Source organism: Amycolatopsis ponsaeliensis (assembly GCF_030182635.1).
Taxonomy (GTDB): Bacteria; Actinomycetota; Actinomycetes; order Mycobacteriales; family Pseudonocardiaceae; genus Amycolatopsis; species Amycolatopsis ponsaeliensis.
This window is the reverse complement of sequence record NZ_JAPZLD010000012.1, coordinates 133,545-149,989: the sequence shown is the minus strand read 5'-3', so window position 1 is coordinate 149,989 and position 16,445 is coordinate 133,545. Positions and strand designations below refer to the sequence as shown.

At 71.3% G+C, this 16,445-nt stretch carries 19 protein-coding genes; 12 read left to right on the top strand and 7 right to left on the bottom strand.

Features of this window, described 5'->3' with window-relative positions; genetic code table 11:
- Positions 1-42 precede the first annotated feature (42 nt).
- Positions 43-1,266 (top strand): NAD(P)/FAD-dependent oxidoreductase, encoded by a 1,224-nt coding sequence (locus tag QQ657_RS19855; protein ID WP_284743659.1) that lies wholly within the window; start codon positions 43-45, stop codon positions 1,264-1,266.
- Here QQ657_RS19855 and QQ657_RS19850 read toward each other — a convergent pair.
- The gene (locus QQ657_RS19850; protein WP_284743658.1) at positions 1,259-2,035 is read right to left on the bottom strand and encodes a MerR family transcriptional regulator; all 777 of its coding nucleotides are present in this window, start codon (positions 2,033-2,035) and stop codon (positions 1,259-1,261) included. The two genes, QQ657_RS19855 and QQ657_RS19850, sit on opposite strands and share 8 nt — an antisense overlap.
- Between QQ657_RS19850 and QQ657_RS19845 the strand changes: the two genes are divergently transcribed.
- Positions 2,034-2,288, top strand: a complete 255-nt coding sequence (locus tag QQ657_RS19845; protein WP_284743657.1) for a hypothetical protein — start codon at positions 2,034-2,036, stop codon at positions 2,286-2,288. The genes QQ657_RS19850 and QQ657_RS19845 overlap by 2 nt on opposite strands.
- On the opposite strand, the gene QQ657_RS19840 is transcribed toward QQ657_RS19845, so the two are convergent.
- Positions 2,278-3,483 (bottom strand): multidrug effflux MFS transporter, encoded by a 1,206-nt coding sequence (locus QQ657_RS19840; RefSeq protein WP_284743656.1) that lies wholly within the window; start codon positions 3,481-3,483, stop codon positions 2,278-2,280. The genes QQ657_RS19845 and QQ657_RS19840 overlap by 11 nt on opposite strands.
- A gap of 203 nt (positions 3,484-3,686) precedes the next feature.
- Here QQ657_RS19840 and QQ657_RS19835 point away from each other — a divergent pair, with 203 nt between their 5' ends.
- The 6 genes from QQ657_RS19835 to QQ657_RS19810 are packed head-to-tail and all read left to right on the top strand — an operon-like array spanning position 3,687 to position 10,193.
- Positions 3,687-4,538: a fumarylacetoacetate hydrolase family protein gene (locus QQ657_RS19835; RefSeq protein ID WP_284743655.1), complete on the top strand. Its 852-nt coding sequence runs from the start codon at positions 3,687-3,689 to the stop codon at positions 4,536-4,538.
- Positions 4,539-4,540: 2 nt separating this feature from the next.
- Positions 4,541-5,845: an enolase C-terminal domain-like protein gene (locus QQ657_RS19830; RefSeq protein ID WP_284743654.1), complete on the top strand. Its 1,305-nt coding sequence runs from the start codon at positions 4,541-4,543 to the stop codon at positions 5,843-5,845.
- Positions 5,838-6,584 carry an SDR family NAD(P)-dependent oxidoreductase gene (locus QQ657_RS19825; protein WP_284743653.1) on the top strand — a complete coding sequence of 249 codons (747 nt, stop codon included), beginning with the start codon at positions 5,838-5,840 and terminating at the stop codon, positions 6,582-6,584. The genes QQ657_RS19830 and QQ657_RS19825 overlap by 8 nt, the downstream gene beginning before the upstream one ends.
- Before the next feature lie 47 nt (positions 6,585-6,631).
- Entirely contained in the window at positions 6,632-7,663 is a 1,032-nt protein-coding gene (locus QQ657_RS19820) for a sugar ABC transporter substrate-binding protein (protein ID WP_284743756.1), read from the top strand.
- The gene (locus QQ657_RS19815) at positions 7,660-9,183 is read left to right on the top strand and encodes a sugar ABC transporter ATP-binding protein (protein WP_284743652.1); all 1,524 of its coding nucleotides are present in this window, start codon (positions 7,660-7,662) and stop codon (positions 9,181-9,183) included. The genes QQ657_RS19820 and QQ657_RS19815 overlap by 4 nt, the downstream gene beginning before the upstream one ends.
- Positions 9,180-10,193, top strand: a complete 1,014-nt coding sequence (locus tag QQ657_RS19810; protein WP_284743651.1) for an ABC transporter permease — start codon at positions 9,180-9,182, stop codon at positions 10,191-10,193. Before QQ657_RS19815 ends, QQ657_RS19810 begins: the two co-directional genes overlap by 4 nt.
- Before the next feature lie 28 nt (positions 10,194-10,221).
- Here QQ657_RS19810 and QQ657_RS19805 read toward each other — a convergent pair whose 3' ends face one another.
- Positions 10,222-10,953, bottom strand: a complete 732-nt coding sequence (locus tag QQ657_RS19805) for a FadR/GntR family transcriptional regulator (RefSeq protein WP_155545211.1) — start codon at positions 10,951-10,953, stop codon at positions 10,222-10,224.
- 80 nt (positions 10,954-11,033) lie between these two features.
- Here QQ657_RS19805 and QQ657_RS19800 point away from each other — a divergent pair, with 80 nt between their 5' ends.
- From QQ657_RS19800 to QQ657_RS19790, 3 genes are read left to right on the top strand one after another with little or no spacing between them, the layout of a single operon-like run.
- The gene (locus tag QQ657_RS19800) at positions 11,034-11,372 is read left to right on the top strand and encodes an L-rhamnose mutarotase (protein ID WP_284743650.1); all 339 of its coding nucleotides are present in this window, start codon (positions 11,034-11,036) and stop codon (positions 11,370-11,372) included.
- A gap of 5 nt (positions 11,373-11,377) precedes the next feature.
- A complete protein-coding gene (locus tag QQ657_RS19795; protein ID WP_284743649.1) occupies positions 11,378-12,346 on the top strand; it encodes an aldo/keto reductase in 969 nt (322 codons plus the stop codon).
- Positions 12,343-13,200 (top strand): amidohydrolase family protein, encoded by an 858-nt coding sequence (locus QQ657_RS19790; RefSeq protein ID WP_284743648.1) that lies wholly within the window; start codon positions 12,343-12,345, stop codon positions 13,198-13,200. Before QQ657_RS19795 ends, QQ657_RS19790 begins: the two co-directional genes overlap by 4 nt.
- A gap of 30 nt (positions 13,201-13,230) precedes the next feature.
- Here QQ657_RS19790 and shbA read toward each other — a convergent pair whose 3' ends face one another.
- The 4 genes from shbA to QQ657_RS19770 all read right to left on the bottom strand — a co-directional run bounded on the left by shbA (position 13,231) and on the right by QQ657_RS19770 (position 15,860).
- Entirely contained in the window at positions 13,231-13,887 is a 657-nt protein-coding gene (shbA, locus tag QQ657_RS19785; protein WP_284743647.1) for an RNA polymerase sigma factor ShbA, read from the bottom strand.
- Positions 13,888-14,141: 254 nt separating this feature from the next.
- Positions 14,142-14,438, bottom strand: coding sequence for a DUF202 domain-containing protein (locus tag QQ657_RS19780; protein WP_284743646.1), 297 nt, complete (start codon positions 14,436-14,438; stop codon positions 14,142-14,144).
- Between the two features lie 583 nt (positions 14,439-15,021).
- Positions 15,022-15,375 carry a YidH family protein gene (locus QQ657_RS19775; RefSeq protein ID WP_284743645.1) on the bottom strand — a complete coding sequence of 118 codons (354 nt, stop codon included), beginning with the start codon at positions 15,373-15,375 and terminating at the stop codon, positions 15,022-15,024.
- Between the two features lie 11 nt (positions 15,376-15,386).
- Complete coding sequence (locus tag QQ657_RS19770; RefSeq protein ID WP_284743644.1) at positions 15,387-15,860, bottom strand: GtrA family protein; 474 nt, start codon at positions 15,858-15,860, stop codon at positions 15,387-15,389.
- Positions 15,861-15,994: 134 nt separating this feature from the next.
- Between QQ657_RS19770 and QQ657_RS19765 the strand changes: the two genes are divergently transcribed.
- Positions 15,995-16,390, top strand: coding sequence for a hypothetical protein (locus QQ657_RS19765; RefSeq protein ID WP_284743643.1), 396 nt, complete (start codon positions 15,995-15,997; stop codon positions 16,388-16,390).
- Positions 16,391-16,445: the final 55 nt, after the last annotated feature.

Here is a 16,445-nt window from a genome sequence, read left to right as displayed (position 1 = left end):
GGAGTACCGTCCGCACGGACTCGTCGACGTGGGAGGTCACTGATGCCGGAGCCGCGGAAGATCGTCATCGTCGGAGCGGGCTTGGGCGGCGCGTCCGCCGCGGCCGCGTTGCGCGAACGCGGTTATACCGGCGAGGTCCTGCTGATGGGCGCCGACCCGCACCGGCCGTACGAGCTGCCGCCGTTGTCGAAGGGCGTGCTGCTCGGCACCACCGACGAGCCCGACTGGGTGCACGAAGAGAAGTACTACGCGGAGCACGACATCCGCTTCAGCGCGGGCGTCACGGCGACCCGCGTCGAGCTGGGCGCGCGGCTGGTGTTGGACGACGCGGGCGGCGAGCACCGCTACGACCGCCTCGTGCTGGCGACCGGCTCGCGGCCGCGCTCGCTCCCGGTCCCCGGCGGCGACCTTCCCGGGCTGTACACACTGCGCAGCCTCGACGACGCGCTCAAGCTGCGTTCGGCGTTCGCCGAGGCGGAGCGGGTGGTGATCGTCGGCGCCGGCTGGATCGGCTCGGAAGCCGCCGCGGCGGCCCGCACGCACAACGCGGACGTGACGGTGGTGGACCCGGTCGCGGTGCCGCTGGCCACCGTGATCGGCGAGACGGTCGGCGGGGTGTTCCGGGACCTGCACACGGAAAAGGGCGTCCACTGGCGCCTGGGCGAGCAGGTCGCGGAGATCACGGGCGGCCCGGACGGCGTCCGCGGCGTCCGGCTGAGCGGCGGCGACGAGCTGACGGCGGACGTGGTCCTGGTGGCGGTCGGCGCGGCACCCCGGGTGGAGCTGGCCCACGCGGCGGGCTTGGAGCTGTCCGACGACGGCGGGGTGTGCGTGGACGCGGGCCTGCGCACGGCGGCCCCGGACGTGTACGCGGTGGGCGACATCGCGGCCCACTTCCACCCGCGCTACGGGCACCGCATCCGCGTGGAGCACTGGTCGAACGCGAAGGACCAGGGCACGCACGTGGCGCAGAACCTGCTGGGGGAGAACGAGCCGTACCTCGCCTCGCCGTACTTCTTCACGGACCAGTACGACCTGGGCTGCGAATACCGCGGGCTCGCGGACCCGGCGGCGGACGAGCTGGTGGTCCGAGGCGATCTCGCGGCCCGCGAGTTCACGGCGTTCTGGCTGCGCGACGGCGAGGTGTCGGCGGCGATGAACGTGAACATGTGGGACGACGGGGATGCGTTGAGCGCGCTCGTGGACGGCCGGACGAAGGTGACGGCGGAGCAGCTCAAGACCGCGGATCTGGCGTCGCTCACCTGAGGCGTTCGCGGAGCAGGGAGTCGAGCCGTCGCCAAGCGGGCGACGACGCGTTGACGGCGCCCTGCACCAGTGCCGGGATCGCGGAACCCTTGTCGTACGAAGGAAGTTCCTCGCCGTAGCGGGCGTGCGTCGCCGAAATGAGCTTGGCGGCGAGCGCGTCGACGCGGGGGTCCCGCGGGTCGAGGTCGTGCACGCCGTCGTACTCGAGAACGATCGGCAGCAGTGCCGGGTCGGCCAGCATCGACGACTGGTCCCGGAAGTTCGCGCGGGCCGTTTCGGGATGCGTGGCGAACACCAGCAGCCACAGGTCCTTCTGCAGCGCCACCCACCGCTCGCTGAACCCGAGGCCGGACATGCGCGAAAGAAACTCCACGACGTCGGCGGGCAGCGCGGACAGCTGCCCGCCGGCCAGTTGCCGGAGCCGCTCCTGGGTCTCCCGCAGGCCGCGGATGCGGGCGGACAGGTCGTCGTCGATCTGCCGCAACGCCTCGCCGAGACCGTCGCCGGAGCGGAGCTCGCGGATGCGCGCCAGCGGCACGCCGGCCTCGGCGAGCGTGCGGATCTTGATCAGCTCCACGGCGTCGGCCGCGCTATAGCGGCGGTAGCCGGACGCGTCGCGCGGCGGCTCCGGAAGGAGGCCCTTCGCGTGGTAGACGCGGATCGTCTTGGCCGTGACCCCGACGTACCCGGCGAGCTGTCCGATGGTGAGCACCCGGCCATCGTCCCACTTGACCTTGCCCTTGGGGCAAGGTTGCAGGATGGCGGGCATGGCGGACTACGAGACCCTGCGCGCGCTGGCCGACGAGGGCAACGAGACGGCGCTCGACCGGCTCGCCGACCTCGCCGACGCCCGCGGCGACGTCGAAGAGCTGAGCGAGCTGCTCGACGAGGGCTGCGACCACGCCGGCGTCCTGCTCACCCGGCGCGCGGTCGCCGCGGAAGACCTCCTGGAGCTGCAGCGGATCGCCGACGCCGGCCACGAGCCGGCCGGCGAAGAGCTGGAACGCCTGCTCAGGAAGTAGCCGGGCGCGTCAGAGCGAGATAAGCCACCAAGGCCAGCACGGCGAACCCCGCCATCGTCGCGGCCATCGGCACCGCGGTCCCGGGGCCGCCCAGCCCGACCAGCGGCGTCGCCACCGCACCCACCACGAACTGCAGCACCCCCAGCAACGCCGAGGCCGCTCCCGCGGACCGAGCGTGGGAAGCCAGCGCCAGCGAACTCGCGTTCGGCATCACCAGGCCGATGCTCGACACCAGCAGGAACAACGACACCAGAAGAAACGCCAGGGGAGCCCGGACGAACACCGACACCAGCACCGCGGCCCCGCCGAAGACCCCGAGCAGCAAGCCGGAAAGCAGCAGCGCCCGCTCGCGGATCCGCCCCACGAGCCGCCCGTTGAGCTGGCCCGCCAGCACGATCCCGACGCCGTTCACGCCGAAGACCACGCTGTACGCCTGCGGACTCAGCCCGTAGACGCCCTGCAACGCGAACGACGAGCCCGAGATGTAGGCGAACATCGACGCGAACAGCAGCCCGGACGCCAGCGCGTACCCCGCGAACGACCGGTCCAGCGCCAGCCGGCCGTACGTCCGCATCACCTGACCGAGCCGCGCCGGGGACCGCGTCGAAGAAGGCTCGGGAAAGAAGAACACCACCACGGCCAGCAGCAGCGCGCCGAACACCGTCAGCACGACGAACACCCCGCGCCACGACGTCCAGTTCAGCAGCTGCCCGCCGATCAGCGGCGCCAGGATCGGGGCCAGCCCGCTCACCAGCATCAGCGTCGAGAAGAACTTCGTCATCGCGGTGCCCGAGTAGAGGTCCCGCACCGTGGCCCGCGCGATCACGATGCCGGCCGCCGCGCCGAGGGACTGCACGCCCCGCGCCGCGACCAGCAGCCAGGCGTCCGGGCTCACCGCGCACAGCACCGAGCCCACGACGTACAGCGCCAGGCCCACCAGCAGCGGGCGACGGCGGCCCAGCGCGTCCGACAGCGGTCCGAGCACCAGCTGGCCCAGGGCCAGGCCGGCGATGAACGCGCTGAGCGTCAGCTGGACCGTCGTGTCCGCCGCGTGCAGGTCGCCCGCCATCCGCGGCAGCGCGGGCAGGTACATGTCGATCGACAGCGGCCCGAACGCCGAGAGACCACCGAGGACGAGGACGAACTTCAGCTGCGTCCGCCTGCTCGTCGCGGTACGTTCCGGCGTGATGGTCATGCGCCTCCTCGGGTCCCTGACTCCGACCAGCGACGCGGTGACCTGCGCTATTCCGGCTGTGAGCGGTGACACCCCGTGCTCAAACGAGCACTGTACCGGTACTGATCCGATCAATTTCCGGTCGATTGGGCGACGGCTCTGGATTGGCGACCCTGACTGCGATATACATCGGATGTCTGGTCGAGCGGGTGAAGGGAAAATCCGTGCAGCTTGTGCGCCTCGGGGAGCCGGGAAGTGAGCGTCCGTTCGTGCGTGCCGACGACGGCACGACCTACGAGCTGGGCGGCCTGACCGCCGACATCGACGGCGGTTTCCTCGCCGCGGACGGCGTCGCCCGCGCGGCCGCCGCGCTCGCCGCCGGGGAGCTGCCGAAGGCGGACGTCGACGGCCTGCGCGTCGGTCCGCCCATCGCCCAGCCCGGCAAGGTCGTCTGCATCGGCATGAACTACCGCCGCCACGCGGAAGAGACCGGCGCGACGCCGCCGACCGAGCCCGTCGTCTTCATGAAGGCGCCGGACGTCGTGGTCGGCCCGGCCGACGACGTCCTCATCCCGCGCGGGTCGGTCAGCACCGACTGGGAGGTCGAGCTCGGCGTCGTCATCGGCAAGACCGCGCGCTACCTCGACAACGTTGACGAGGCCCTGGACTACGTCGCCGGCTACGTCGTCTCGAACGACGTTTCCGAGCGCGCGCTGCAGTTCCGCACCGCCCAGTGGGACAAGGGCAAGTCGTGCGAGAACTTCAACCCGCTCGGCCCGGCGCTGGTCCCCGCGGCCGAGGTGCCCGACCCGCAGGACCTCGGCCTGCGGCTGTGGATCAACGGCGAGAAGAAGCAGGACTCGTCGACCAAGGACATGATCTTCTCCGTGGCCGAGATCATCCACCACCTGAGCCAGGTCATGGTGCTGCGCCCCGGCGACCTCATCAACACGGGAACCCCGGAGGGCGTCGCGCTCGGCCAGCCCGACCCCAAGCCCTACCTCCGCGACGGCGACGTGATCGAGCTGGAGGTCGACGGCCTCGGCCGCCAGCGCCAGACCGCGAGGCAGGCCTGACCATGGCGAAGATCATCGGCATGGAGGTCCTCGACGTCCGGTTCCCGACCTCCCGGGAACTCGACGGCTCGGACGCCATGAACCCCGACCCGGACTACTCCGCCGCCTACGTCGTGCTGCACACCGACGGCGGCCCGGACGGCTACGGGCTCGCGTTCACCATCGGCCGCGGCAACGACGTCCAGGCCGCCGCGATCCGCGCGCTCGCCCCGCACGTCGTCGGCCGGGACGTCCCGGCCGACGCGGCCGCGCTCGGCGACCTGTCGCGCACGCTTGTCGGCGACTCGCAGTTCCGCTGGCTGGGCCCGGAAAAGGGCGTCGCGCACATGGCCGTCGGCGCGGTGGTCAACGCAGCCTGGGACCTCGCCGCGCGCCGCGCCGGACTGCCCGTCTGGAAGTTCGCGGCGCGGATGACCCCCGAAGAACTCGTCAGTCTCGTCGACTTCCGCTACTTGAGTGACGCGCTCACCGAAGCCGAGGCCCTCGACATCCTGAGGCGCGCGGAACCCGGCCGTGCCGAGCGGACGAAACAGCTGGAAGCGCACGGCTACCGCGCCTACAGCACGTCCCCCGGCTGGCTCGGGTACGCCGACGCGAAGCTGGTGCGGCTGGCCGAACAGGCCGTCGCCGACGGCTTCGAGATGATCAAGCTCAAGGTCGGCGGCAACCTCGAGGACGACGTCCGGCGCATGAAGCTCGCCCGCGAGACAGTCGGCGACGGCATCCGGATCGCGGTCGACGCCAACCAGCGCTGGGACGTCCAGGCCGCGGTCGACTGGATGACCGAGCTCGCGCCGTACGACCCGTACTGGATCGAAGAACCGACCTCCCCGGACGACGTCCTCGGGCACGCGGCCATCGCGAAAGCGCTTGCCCCGATCCGCGTCGCCACCGGTGAGCACGTCCAGAACCGCGTCGTCTTCAAGCAGCTGCTGCAGGCGGACGCGATTTCGGTGTTGCAGCTCGACGCCGCACGCGTCGGCGGGTTCAACGAGAACCTCGCGATCCTGCTGCTGGCCGCCAAGTTCGGCGTCCCGGTGTGCCCGCACGCCGGCGGCGTCGGGCTCTGCGAGCTCGTCCGGCACCTCTCGATGTTCGACTTCGTGGCGGTGTCCGGCACCGACGCGGACCGCTCCATCGAGTGGGTCGACCACCTGCACGAGCACTTCACCGACCCGGCCGTCGTCGAGCGCGGCCGGTACCTCGCCCCGACCGCCCCCGGGTTCTCCGCGCGCATGCACGACGCGACGCTGCGCCGCTTCCGGTTCCCGGACGGTCCCGAGTGGACGGAGACCGCAAGTGAGTGAATTCGAGGGCCTGGTGGCCGCCGTCACCGGAGGCGCCTCGGGCATCGGCCTGGCCGCGGCCACGCTGTTGGCCGAGCGCGGCGCGCAGGTGGCGGTCCTCGACCTGAAGCCGGGCGACGACGGCATCCGCTGCGACGTCTCTTCGGACGACGAAGTCCGCACCGCGATCGACGCTGTCGTGGAACGCTTCGGGCGCCTCGACATCCTCGTCAACAACGCCGGCATCGGCGCGCAGGGCGACGTCACGGGCAACGGTGACGACGAGTGGCACCGCGTGTTCGACGTCAACGTCGTCGGCATGGTCCGGCTCGCGCGCGCCGCGCTGCCGCACCTCAAGAACTCGCCGTCCGCGGCGATCGTCAACACCTGCTCCATCGCGGCCTGGGCCGGCCTGCCCAACCGCGCGCTCTACTCGGCCACCAAGGGCGCGGTGCTCTCGCTGACCCTGGCCATGGCGACCGACCACCTGCCCGACCGGATCCGCGTCAACTGCGTGTGCCCCGGGACGGCGGACACCCCCTGGGTGGGCCGGCTGCTCGACGCCGCCGGCGACCCGGCGGCCGAACGCGCGGCGCTCGCCGCGCGCCAGCCGATGGGCCGGCTGGTCACCGCGGACGAGGTCGCGAACGCCATCGTCTACCTCGCCAGCCCGCTTTCCGCTTCGACCACCGGCACCGCGCTCGCGGTGGACGGCGGCATGTACGGCCTGCGCCCGCGCGGCCCGGTTCAGCCCCAGTAAGAGACTTGATTTCCGCTGTCATCAAGGAGGATGCGGTGCGCAACAGGGTGATCCAGGTGGCCGCGACGGCCGCCGTCTGCGGCCTGGTTCTGGCCGCCTGCGGGTCCACTAAGGACAACGCGTCGGCGCCCGCGGCGGGCGGCGGCTCCGGGGGCAAGGTCGGCGCGACGCTCCCGCTGCTGACCTCGCCGTTCTGGCAGGCCTACAACAACTACGTGCCGCAGATGGCCAAGTCCGAGGGCGTCGACGTCCTCCCGACGGTCAACGCGGACAGCGACCCGGCGAAGCTGATCACCGACATCGGCACCTTCCTCAACCAGGGCGTCAAGGGCCTGGTCGTCACGCCGCTGGACTCGGCCGCGATCGTCGCCGGGCTCAAGCAGGCGGAGAACAAGGGCGTGCCGGTCGTCGCGGTCGACGTCGCTCCCGAGAGCGGCAAGGTCGCCATGGTCGTGCGGGCCGACAACAAGGCCTACGGCACCAAGGCCTGCGACGCGATCGGCGAGAAGGTCAAGTCCGGCAAGGTCGTGCAGATCATGGGCGACCTCGCGTCGGTCAACGGCCGCGACCGCTCGGAAGCCTTCCGCGACTGCATGAAGTCCAAGTACCCCGGCGTTCAGGTGCTGGAGATCCCGGCCGAGTGGAAGGCCGACAAGGCGTCCTCCGGGCTGGACAGCATGCTGACCGCGAACCCGGACATCAAGGGCGTCTACATGCAGGCCGGCGGCGTCTACCTGGCCCCGACCGAGCAGGCCCTCAAGCGCAAGAACCTGTTCTTCCCGGTCGGCGACCCGAAGCACATCGTGCTCGTCTCGAACGACGGCATCCCGCAGGAGCTGGCCGCGATCCGCGCCGGCGAACTGGACGCCACCGTGTCCCAGCCGGCCGACGCGTACGCGAAGTACGGCCTCTACTGGCTGAAGAAGGCCATGGCGGGCGAGACGTTCAAGCCCGGCCCGACCGACCACGACAGCACCATCGTCGAGATCAGCCCCGGCATCCTCGAGGACCAGCTGCCCGCGCCCGTCATCACCAAGGCCAACGTGGACGACAAGGCCCTCTGGGGGAACAACCTGTGACCGCGCTGCCCGCCGGCGAAACCGCCGTCCCGGTGGTCAGCGCGATCGGTGTCGGAAAGCGCTACGGCCCGACCGTGGCGCTGCACGACGTCAGCCTCACCGTGCACCCCGGCGAGTCGCACGCGCTCGTCGGGCGCAACGGGGCCGGCAAGTCGACGCTCGTCTCCATCCTCACCGGTCTGTCCCCCACGGACACCGGGCACGTCGAGTTCGGCGGCGAGCCGGCCCCCGCGCTGACCAAGCAGGACGACTGGAAGGCCCGCGTCGCCTGCGTGTACCAGCACGCGATGGTCGTCCCGCAGCTCACCGTCGCCGAGAACCTGTTCCTCAACCGGCAGGCGGGCGGCGGGTTCTCGATCGGCTGGAAGTCGTTGCGGCGCAAGGCCCGCGAGCTGCTCGACTCGTGGGACGTGCACGTCGACGTCGACACCCCGGCCGGCGAGCTGTCGGTCGAGGACCGGCAGTTCGTCGAGATCGCCCGCGCGCTGTCCTACGGCGCCCGGTTCATCGTCCTCGACGAACCGACCGCGCAGCTGGACAGCCAGGCCATCGAGCGGCTCTTCGAGCGGATGCGCCAGATGCAGGCGGGCGGGGTGACGTTCCTGTTCATCTCGCACCACCTGCACGAGGTGTACGAGGTCTGCCAGGCCGTCACGGTGCTGCGCGACGCGAAGCACGTGCTCACCGCGCCGGTGGCCGAGGTCGGCAAGGCCGAACTGGTCGACGCGATGACCGGCGAACCCGGCGGCCTGTCCGTCCGCGACGCCGCTTCCCGGGAGTCGCTGGAAGCGGACGCCGCGGAGATCTTGAGCGTCGACGGGCTGTCCGGCGACAGCTTCCACGACGTCTCGTTCCGGCTCCACCAGGGCGAAGTCGTCGGGCTCGCGGGCAGCAACGCCAGCGGGAAGCACCAGGTCGCCGAGACGGTCTACGGCCTGCGGACGCCGTCCGCGGGCACGGTCCGCGTCGACGGCAAGCCGTTGCGACCGGGCGACATCCCGGCGGCCATCCGGGCCGGGATCGGCTGCGTGCCGCGCGACCGCCACCACGAAGGCCTGGTGCTGGCGCACTCGATCGCCGACAACGCCACCCTGTCCATCTTGGACAAACTGGGGCGTGGCGGGATCGCGTCGCCGAGTACGCGGCACGCGAAGGCGTCGCAGGCGCTGAAGGACTACGACATCGTGGCCGCGGGCGCCGAGCAGCCGGTGTCCGACCTCTCCGGCGGCAACCAGCAGAAGATCGTGCTGGCCCGGGCGCTGCTGAGCGACCCGCGGGTGGTCGTGCTGATCAACCCGACCGCCGGGGTGGACGTGAAGTCGAAGGAGGCGCTGCTCGCGGTCGTCGACCGGGTGCGCGCCGAGGGCAAGGCGGTGCTGATCGTCAGCGACGAGCTCGACGACCTGCGCCTGAGCGACCGGGTCCTGGTGCTGCGCGCCGGAGCCGTGGTCGCCGAGCACGAGGCCGGGTGGTCCGACGGCGACCTCGTGGCCGACATCGAAGGAGTCGAGCTTTCGTGACCGACGTGATGACCTCTCCGCAGACGGAGCTGCCCGCGCCACCCCGGCGCCGGAAAGCCGTCTGGCTGCGTGAACTCGCGCTGCTGCCCGCGCTCATCGTGGTGTTCGTCATCGGCGGCCTGGTCGACGACACGTTCGTCGGCTGGAGCAACATCGTCAGCATCCTGACCGCGTCGGCGGCGCTGTCGCTGGTCGTGCTGGGCGAGTCGCTGGTGCTGATCACCGGGAAGTTCGACCTGTCGCTGGAATCCACGATGGGCCTGGCGCCCGCGCTGGGCGCGATGGTCGTGATCCCGGCGGCGTCGGCCGGCTTCGGCGTGGAACTGCCCGCCGCGATCGGGCTCTTGGTGATCCCGCTGTGCGGCGCGCTCGTCGGGTTCGTCAACGGCTTCCTGATCGTGAAGCTGAAGCTGAACGCCTTCATCGTGACGCTGGCGATGCTCACCGTGCTGCGCGGCGTGCAGGTCGGGTCGACCAAGGGCAAGACGCTGTTCAACCTGCCGGACTCGTTCACGAACCTGGCGACCACGACGTTCCTCGGGCTGCCGATGTCGGTCTGGCTGGCCGCGGCGCTGTTCGCGATCGCCGGCTGGGTGCTGCGCTACCACCGCGTCGGCCGCGCGCTGTACGCGATCGGCGGCAACCGCGAAGCCGCGCGGGCCGCGGGTGTGCGCGTCGACCGGATCGCGTGGGCCGTGTTCGTCGTCGCCGGGATCCTCGCGGCGATCGGCGGGCTCGCGTACACGGGTTACGTCGGCGCGCTCGGCGCGAACCAGGGCTCGGGGCTGATCCTGCAGGTGTTCGCGGCGGCGGTGATCGGCGGCGTCTCGCTCGACGGCGGCAAGGGCACCCTGGTCGGTGCCCTCACCGGCGTCCTGCTGTTGTCGTCGGTGTCGAGCCTGCTCAACTACGCGCACGTGACAGCGGAGTGGCAGGGCGCGATCTACGGCGCCATCATCCTGGTCGCGCTGATCATCGCCCGGTACGCGGGCGGAAAGCCCCAGACCTGATGGTCACCCGGTGATCATCGGATCACTGTCAGGAGGCTTCCGCGGCCGGCTCGGCGTCCGAATCGGGCACAGTCGGGTCGTCCGCGGTGCCCAGTGCGTTGCGCAGCCACTGCTCCACGCCCGCGACGTGCACGGTCGCCCACGAGCGCGCCAGTTCCGGCTCGCGTGCCGCGATCGCCTCGTAGATCGCCGAGTGCTGCTCCCGGGTCTTCGCGACCGCGCCCTCCTGGGTGAGGCCGCGCCAGATCCGGGCGCGGGCCGTCGGCCCGGAAAGGCTGTCGAGCAGCGAGCAGAGCACCGGGTTGCCGGAGCCGTCGGCGATCTTGCGGTGGAACTGCAGATCGTTGGCGACCAGCGCCTCGACCGTCGGCGAGTCCTCCAGCTCCCCGAGGAGCTGCCCCAGCTCGGTGATGTCGTCGTCGCTCATGTGCAGCGCGGCCAGCGCGGTCGCGGCCGGCTCGAGGATCCGCCGCACGGCGAGGAAGTCGAGCACGGTGTCGTCGCGGTGGAAGTCGACCACGAACGTCATCGCGTCGAGCAGCAGGTTCGGCTCGAGGCTGGTGACGTACGTACCGTCGCCCTGGCGGACGTCGAGCACCCTGATCAGGCACAACGCCTTGACGGCCTCCCGCAGGGAGCTGCGCGAGAGCCCGAGCCGCTGGGCCAGCTCGGCCTCCTTCGGCAGCCGGTCGCCCGGCGCCAGCTCGCCGGAGATGATCATGTCCTTGATCTTGTCGATCGCGACATCGGTGACGGGCATCGTGTCCGCCCTTCCCTGCAACAGACCTCGGATGTTTCGGTGTTACCCCCAGCGTGCCATGTCCCGGCGAAGGAGTGGTGATGACCCACGGACCCGCACCGCAAAGAGTGGCTCTGCACACCCGGCTCAAGCCTGGCAAAGAGGCCGAATACGAGTCCGTCCACGCCGTCATCCCACCAGAGCTGGACGTCGCCCTGCGCGAAGCCGGCGTTCGCACCTGGCGGATCTGGCGTAACGGTCTCGACCTCTTTCACGTCGTCGAAGTGGACGACTACGCGGCGATGCGGGCGGCGTTGCGGGAGCACTCCGCGAACGTCCCGTGGCAGGCCAGGATGGCCGAGCTGCTGGCCGTCGAAGACGACTACTCCGGCGACGACACCGGCATCGGGCTGGTCTGGGAACTGCCGGTGAAGGAGTGACGGCGTTGGAACTCTCCCTGTCCCCGCTCGGGCTCGGCTGCGCGCAGCTGGGCAACCTCTACCACGCGATCAGCGACGAGACCGCGGCCGCGACCGTGCGCCGCGCGTGGGACGAGGGCGTCCGGTACTTCGACACCGCGCCGCACTACGGCCTCGGCCTGTCGGAGACGCGCCTCGGCGCGGCGCTGCGGTCGTATCCCCGCGACGAGTACGTGCTCTCGACGAAGGTCGGCCGCGTGCTGGAGCCGAACCCGGACGGCGCGGGCGCGCGCGACGACCAGGGCTTCGCCGTCCCGGCCGCGTACAAGCGCCGGTGGGACTTCAGCCGCGACGGCGTCCTGCGCTCTTTCGAGGACAGCCTGACGCGGCTAGGGCTCGACCGCGTCGACATCGTCTACGTGCACGACCCCGACGACCACTTCGAGGAAGCCCTGCGCGGCGCCTTCCCCGCGTTGCGTGAGCTGCGGGACCAGGGCGTGATCCGCGCGTTCGGCGCCGGGATGAACCAGGCGCCGATGCTCACGGAGTTCGTCCGCCGGACCGACCTCGACGTGCTGCTGGTGGCCGGGCGCTACACGCTGCTCGACCAGCCGGCGCTCGACGAGCTGCTGCCGCTCTGCGTCGATCGCGGCGTCTCGGTCGTCGCCGGCGGCGCGTTCAACGGCGGCATCCTGGCGACCGCCGAGCCGGGCCGCGTCTACGACTACGCCGACGCCCCGCCGGAGCTGGTCGAGCGCGCCGGGCGGATCGCCGAGGTCTGCGCGCGCCACGGCGTCGAGCTGCCGGAAGCCGCGCTGGCGCTGCCGATGGCGCATCCCGCGGTGGCGTCGGTCGTCGTCGGCGCGCATGATCCGGACCAGGTCAGCGTCAACGCACGACGCGCGCGGGCCGCGGTGCCGCTCCAGCTGTGGAAGGAACTGGTCGACGCGGGCTTGCTGCGCGCCGACGTCGTCATCGCCGAAGGAGCCTCATGATCGACGCGCACCACCACCTGTGGGACCCGTCGCGGCGCGAGTACCCGTGGATGGCGGGGGCGGCGCTCGACCCGATCCGCCGTCCGTACACGGTGGACGACCTGCGCGCGGTGACCAAGGCGGCCGGCGTGCACGCGACGGTGCTGGTCCAGACGGTGTCGTCGGCCGAAGAGACTTCGGAGTTCCTCGCGACGGCTTCGGCGGAGCCGGTCATCGCGGGCGTGGTCGGCTGGGTGGACCTCGCGGCCCCGGACGTCGCCGACCGGCTGGCCGCTCTTCGTGAGGAGGGCCCGCTGGTCGGGATCCGGCACCAGGTGGAGAACGAGCCGGACGACGATTGGCTGCTGCGCCCGGCGGTGGTGGCCGGGCTGAGCACGGTGGCGTCGGCGGGCCTGGCGTACGACCTGCTGGTGCGCCCGGCGCAGCTGCCCGCGGCGGCCGAGGTGGCGTTGCGGTTGCCCGAGCTGCGGCTGGTGCTGGACCACGCGGCGAAGCCGCCGATCGCGGCGGGGGAGTGGGAGCCCTGGGCGTCCGGGGTTGCTGCGCTGGCGGCGCGCGAGAACGTCGCGTGCAAGCTCTCCGGGCTGGTCACGGAGGCGGACTGGACGGGCTGGGAGGTCGGTCACCTGCGCCGGTACGTCGACCACGTGCTGGACGCGTTCGGTCCTTCGCGGATGGTGTTCGGCTCGGACTGGCCGGTGTGCGAGCTGGCGGCGTCTTATGAGCTGGTTCTGGACGCGGCGATCGCGCTGACCGGCGGGCTTTCCGACGCCGAGCGGCTGGGCGTGTTCGAGCACAACGCCCGCCGCGTCTACGGCTTGGATGCGAGCGGGGAGACCTCCCCCAGGGGGTAGAAGAGGTTTCCCCGCTCGCGGCTGGGAGGTCTAGAACTCTTCGTCGTGGATCATGCCGCGCAGCCGGGTCAGGGCGCGGTGCTGCGTCACGCGGACGTTGCCCGCGGAGATCCCGAGCGCTTCGGCGGTCTCCTGCGCGGAGAAGCCGACGGCGATGCGCAGGGTCAGGATTTCCTGCTGCACCCGCGGCAGCGACGCGAGCAACCGGCCGAGGCGGGCGCCGAGGTCGAGGTGCAGCGCGTGGGTCTCGGGCTCGTTGCCGGCGACGAGCGGGCGCTCCGGGAGCTCGGGGACGGGCTCGGAGCGGTCGCGGGCGACAGCGCGGTAGGCGTCGGCGACCTTGTTGGCCGCGATCGCGTGGACGAGGTAGAGGAAGGAGCCGCCGCGGTCCTGATAATCCGGAAGGGCCTTCAACACCGCGAGGCACACCTCCTGGGCGACGTCGTCGGCCGAGAGGTAGGAGAGGTCGCGGCCGCCCATCCGCGCCCGGCAGTACCGCACCACGACCGGCTCGATCATCTGGAGCAGGTTGTGGATGGCGGCGGGGTTGCCCTCGCCCGCGTCCTTGACGAGCGGGTCGAGGTCCTCCTTGGTGAGCCGTCCGCTGGGCCTCGGAGATGACTCCAGACTGCGATAATCGCGATCGCTGTTGTCGGACTGCTCGGCGGTCCTCGTCGGTGCTGTCATGAGTCGTCTCCCCGGCCGACCCTCGACCGTCGCTGCCGGGGGATCAACTCTCTGTGACGTTCCGATCGCAGATACTCCGGGAGACCCGGTCTTACCTGCGTTCCGTGCGACGCTGGGTAATCGTAAGCACGGGATGGCGCATCAGTCCAGATTTCAAGTACCAATACCCCGTTAGCAGCAGTGACCGTGATGTTCCCGCGACCAGACCCCGCACATTGCGATTAATCGGTTTCAGGATGTGCCGAGTTCACCCGTCAGTGGAGGACGGCCACGGAAGCGGCAGTCATGGTCACGGCGAGCGACGCGACGGCGGGCAGAAGAGGACTCATCGCGGCGGGCCGGGCGGTCCGCAGAGCTCGTTCCCGGCGCACGCCCACGGCTGCGAGCAGGGCAGATGTCACGGCGGCGAGCAGCACGGGGACGAGCGAGACACCCCAATGGCGCTGGGCGGCGGAGTGCAGGAGAAGTACGGTGCAGGCGGCGGAGGCGAGAGCGGTCCGCCGCCAGGCGAGCCCGGTGCGCTCGGCTTGGGCGCCATCGGGGGTGGTCACGGGATTACCCGCAGGCGGATGACGGTACTTCTGACGTCGCGATAATCGCAAAGCGCGGGTATTCGGGGGAAGGCCTGGAGTCGGGCGACGTTGGGCCGAATGGCTTGAACGGCTCCTGGTGGCGCTGGGCGGGGCTGTTCGGACGGCCTAACGGCATGTGCGGTCCGTGGCGGAGTGTGCGGGAAGGGTCCGGCTGGGGTTGCGGTGGTGAGCTGCCGAATGTTCGAGCGCGGTTGCGCCCGGATGGCTCGGCGGGGCTGGTGCCGGTGTCGGATCGGTGTGGTCTGTGTGCCGTGTGGCCGGGGCGCCTCGGTCCGCTGTCGGCTGGGTCGGATTCCCACGGCCGATGGCGTCTGCCCGAGTTCGGCCGCGGCGGGCCTGCCCGCCATCCGCGATCGGCGCGCCGGTGCGGTTACCGCGGCGGTCCTGCCCGCCGCCCGCGAGCGGTGCGCCGGTGCGCTTGCCGCGCTCGCCTCGGTCAGCTGCTGACTGGGCCGAAACCCCGCGACCCATGGCATCTGCCCGAGGCCGGCCGCGGCGGGCCTGTCCGCAGCCCGCTCGTGCCGCGCCGCGTCCGGCTCCCTCACGACACCACCAGCAACACCGCCGCCGCCACGGTCAACGCCAGCAGCCCTCCGGTCAGCGCCACGATCGTCCAGCTCCGCGGCAACGGCTCACCCGCCCGCATCGCGATCTGCACCCGCCGCCACCGCGGGTACGCCGTCGCGGCCAGTGCTGCCGCCAGCACCACGCACAGTCCGGCGAGCACCGCGCTGGCCGCCGCCGGGGCCGGGACCAGCTGGTGTACCGCGACCCCGCCCGCCAGCAACCCCAGCGCCGTCCGGATCCACGCGAGGAACGTGCGCTCGTTGGCCAGCGTGAAGCGATAATCCGGTTCACTGCCGCCCTCGTGGGGCTTGATGTCTTCCGAGGCCACGCCTCCAGACGCTAGCCGCTGTGCGCCGGCGTGGCCGCCCGGTGCGCGAACACCCACCAGCGCAGCACCGCGAACCGCACGAACCCGCCGACCAGGCTGGCCAGCAGCAGCGTGCCGGTCTCCTCCCACGACGTCGGCCGCTCGACGACCGCGTCGAGGATCGCCAGCACCGCCGACCCGTACCCGGCGTAGAACGCGAACGTCAGCAGGTCCTGCAGGTGCCGCTTCCCGGCGTTGCTGGGCCGCCCGGCGAAGGTGACGCGGCGGTGGAACTCGGTGTTCCCGATCGTGGTCAGCGCGATCGCGACCAGGTTCGCCACCTGGGAGCCGAGCTCGTCGCGCAGCAGCAGGAACAGAACGGCCTGCACGCCAGTCGTCACTACGCCGGCCACGACGTACCACGCGGCATGCGTGCCGAGCTCGTGGTGCCGTTCCGGGTCGGTGGCGAGCAGCCGGTGTCCCGGTGCGCACCTGGTGGTGGCCATGATCCGAAGCTACCCCGCGTTCACAAACTTGTGAATATGTTAAACCCGTTGAAGAAATGTGATCCCGGTGACACCGGCCGGGTTTGAAGCCCCCGACGCCCCGGGTAGGTCACCGGCGATGACGGGAGAAAGCAGTGAGTGAACCGCAAGGCTTGGACCCCAGCGAGGCGCTCGACGAGGACGAGCTGCGCGTGGACCCCCTCGAAGCGGGTGTCGAGCCGCCCGAGCACTGGAGCGCCGCCGACCGCTTCGGCACCACGCCCAGAGAAGCTCGCGAAGGCGAGCCGATGGACCAGCGCCTCGCCGAAGAGGTGCCGGACACCGAGCCGGAGCCGGTCCCGGAACGCCCGCTCGCGGCGACCCCGGCCGACCAGCTCGACGAGACCGTCGAAGACGCGCCGGCGGACTTCGAGCCGGTGACTCCGGCCGACGAGATCCCGCGCCGCCACGCCGACCCCGATCCGCGCGAAGAGGCGGACTATGCCGGCGGGTCCGTGGCGGACGCCATCCGCGAGGCGCGGCAGGGCTGATCCGCTCAGACTGCACACCCGAACGGGCGCCCTTAGCGTGGGGCACCACAGTGCA

What these genes read in the sequence shown, in the direction of transcription:
- QQ657_RS19855 (WP_284743659.1), top strand. Translation starts at nt 43, where the DNA reads ATGCCGGAGCCGCGGAAGATCGTCATCGTCGGAGCGGGCTTGGGCGGC.
- QQ657_RS19845 (WP_284743657.1), top strand. Translation starts at nt 2,034, where the DNA reads ATGGCGGACTACGAGACCCTGCGCGCGCTGGCCGACGAGGGCAACGAG.
- QQ657_RS19850 (WP_284743658.1), bottom strand. Translation starts at nt 2,035, where the DNA reads ATGCCCGCCATCCTGCAACCTTGCCCCAAGGGCAAGGTCAAGTGGGAC.
- QQ657_RS19840 (WP_284743656.1), bottom strand. Translation starts at nt 3,483, where the DNA reads ATGACCATCACGCCGGAACGTACCGCGACGAGCAGGCGGACGCAGCTG.
- QQ657_RS19830 (WP_284743654.1), top strand. Translation starts at nt 4,541, where the DNA reads ATGGCGAAGATCATCGGCATGGAGGTCCTCGACGTCCGGTTCCCGACC.
- QQ657_RS19805 (WP_155545211.1), bottom strand. Translation starts at nt 10,953, where the DNA reads ATGCCCGTCACCGATGTCGCGATCGACAAGATCAAGGACATGATCATC.
- QQ657_RS19800 (WP_284743650.1), top strand. Translation starts at nt 11,034, where the DNA reads ATGACCCACGGACCCGCACCGCAAAGAGTGGCTCTGCACACCCGGCTC.
- QQ657_RS19790 (WP_284743648.1), top strand. Translation starts at nt 12,343, where the DNA reads ATGATCGACGCGCACCACCACCTGTGGGACCCGTCGCGGCGCGAGTAC.
- shbA (WP_284743647.1), bottom strand. Translation starts at nt 13,887, where the DNA reads ATGACAGCACCGACGAGGACCGCCGAGCAGTCCGACAACAGCGATCGC.
- QQ657_RS19770 (WP_284743644.1), bottom strand. Translation starts at nt 15,860, where the DNA reads ATGGCCACCACCAGGTGCGCACCGGGACACCGGCTGCTCGCCACCGAC.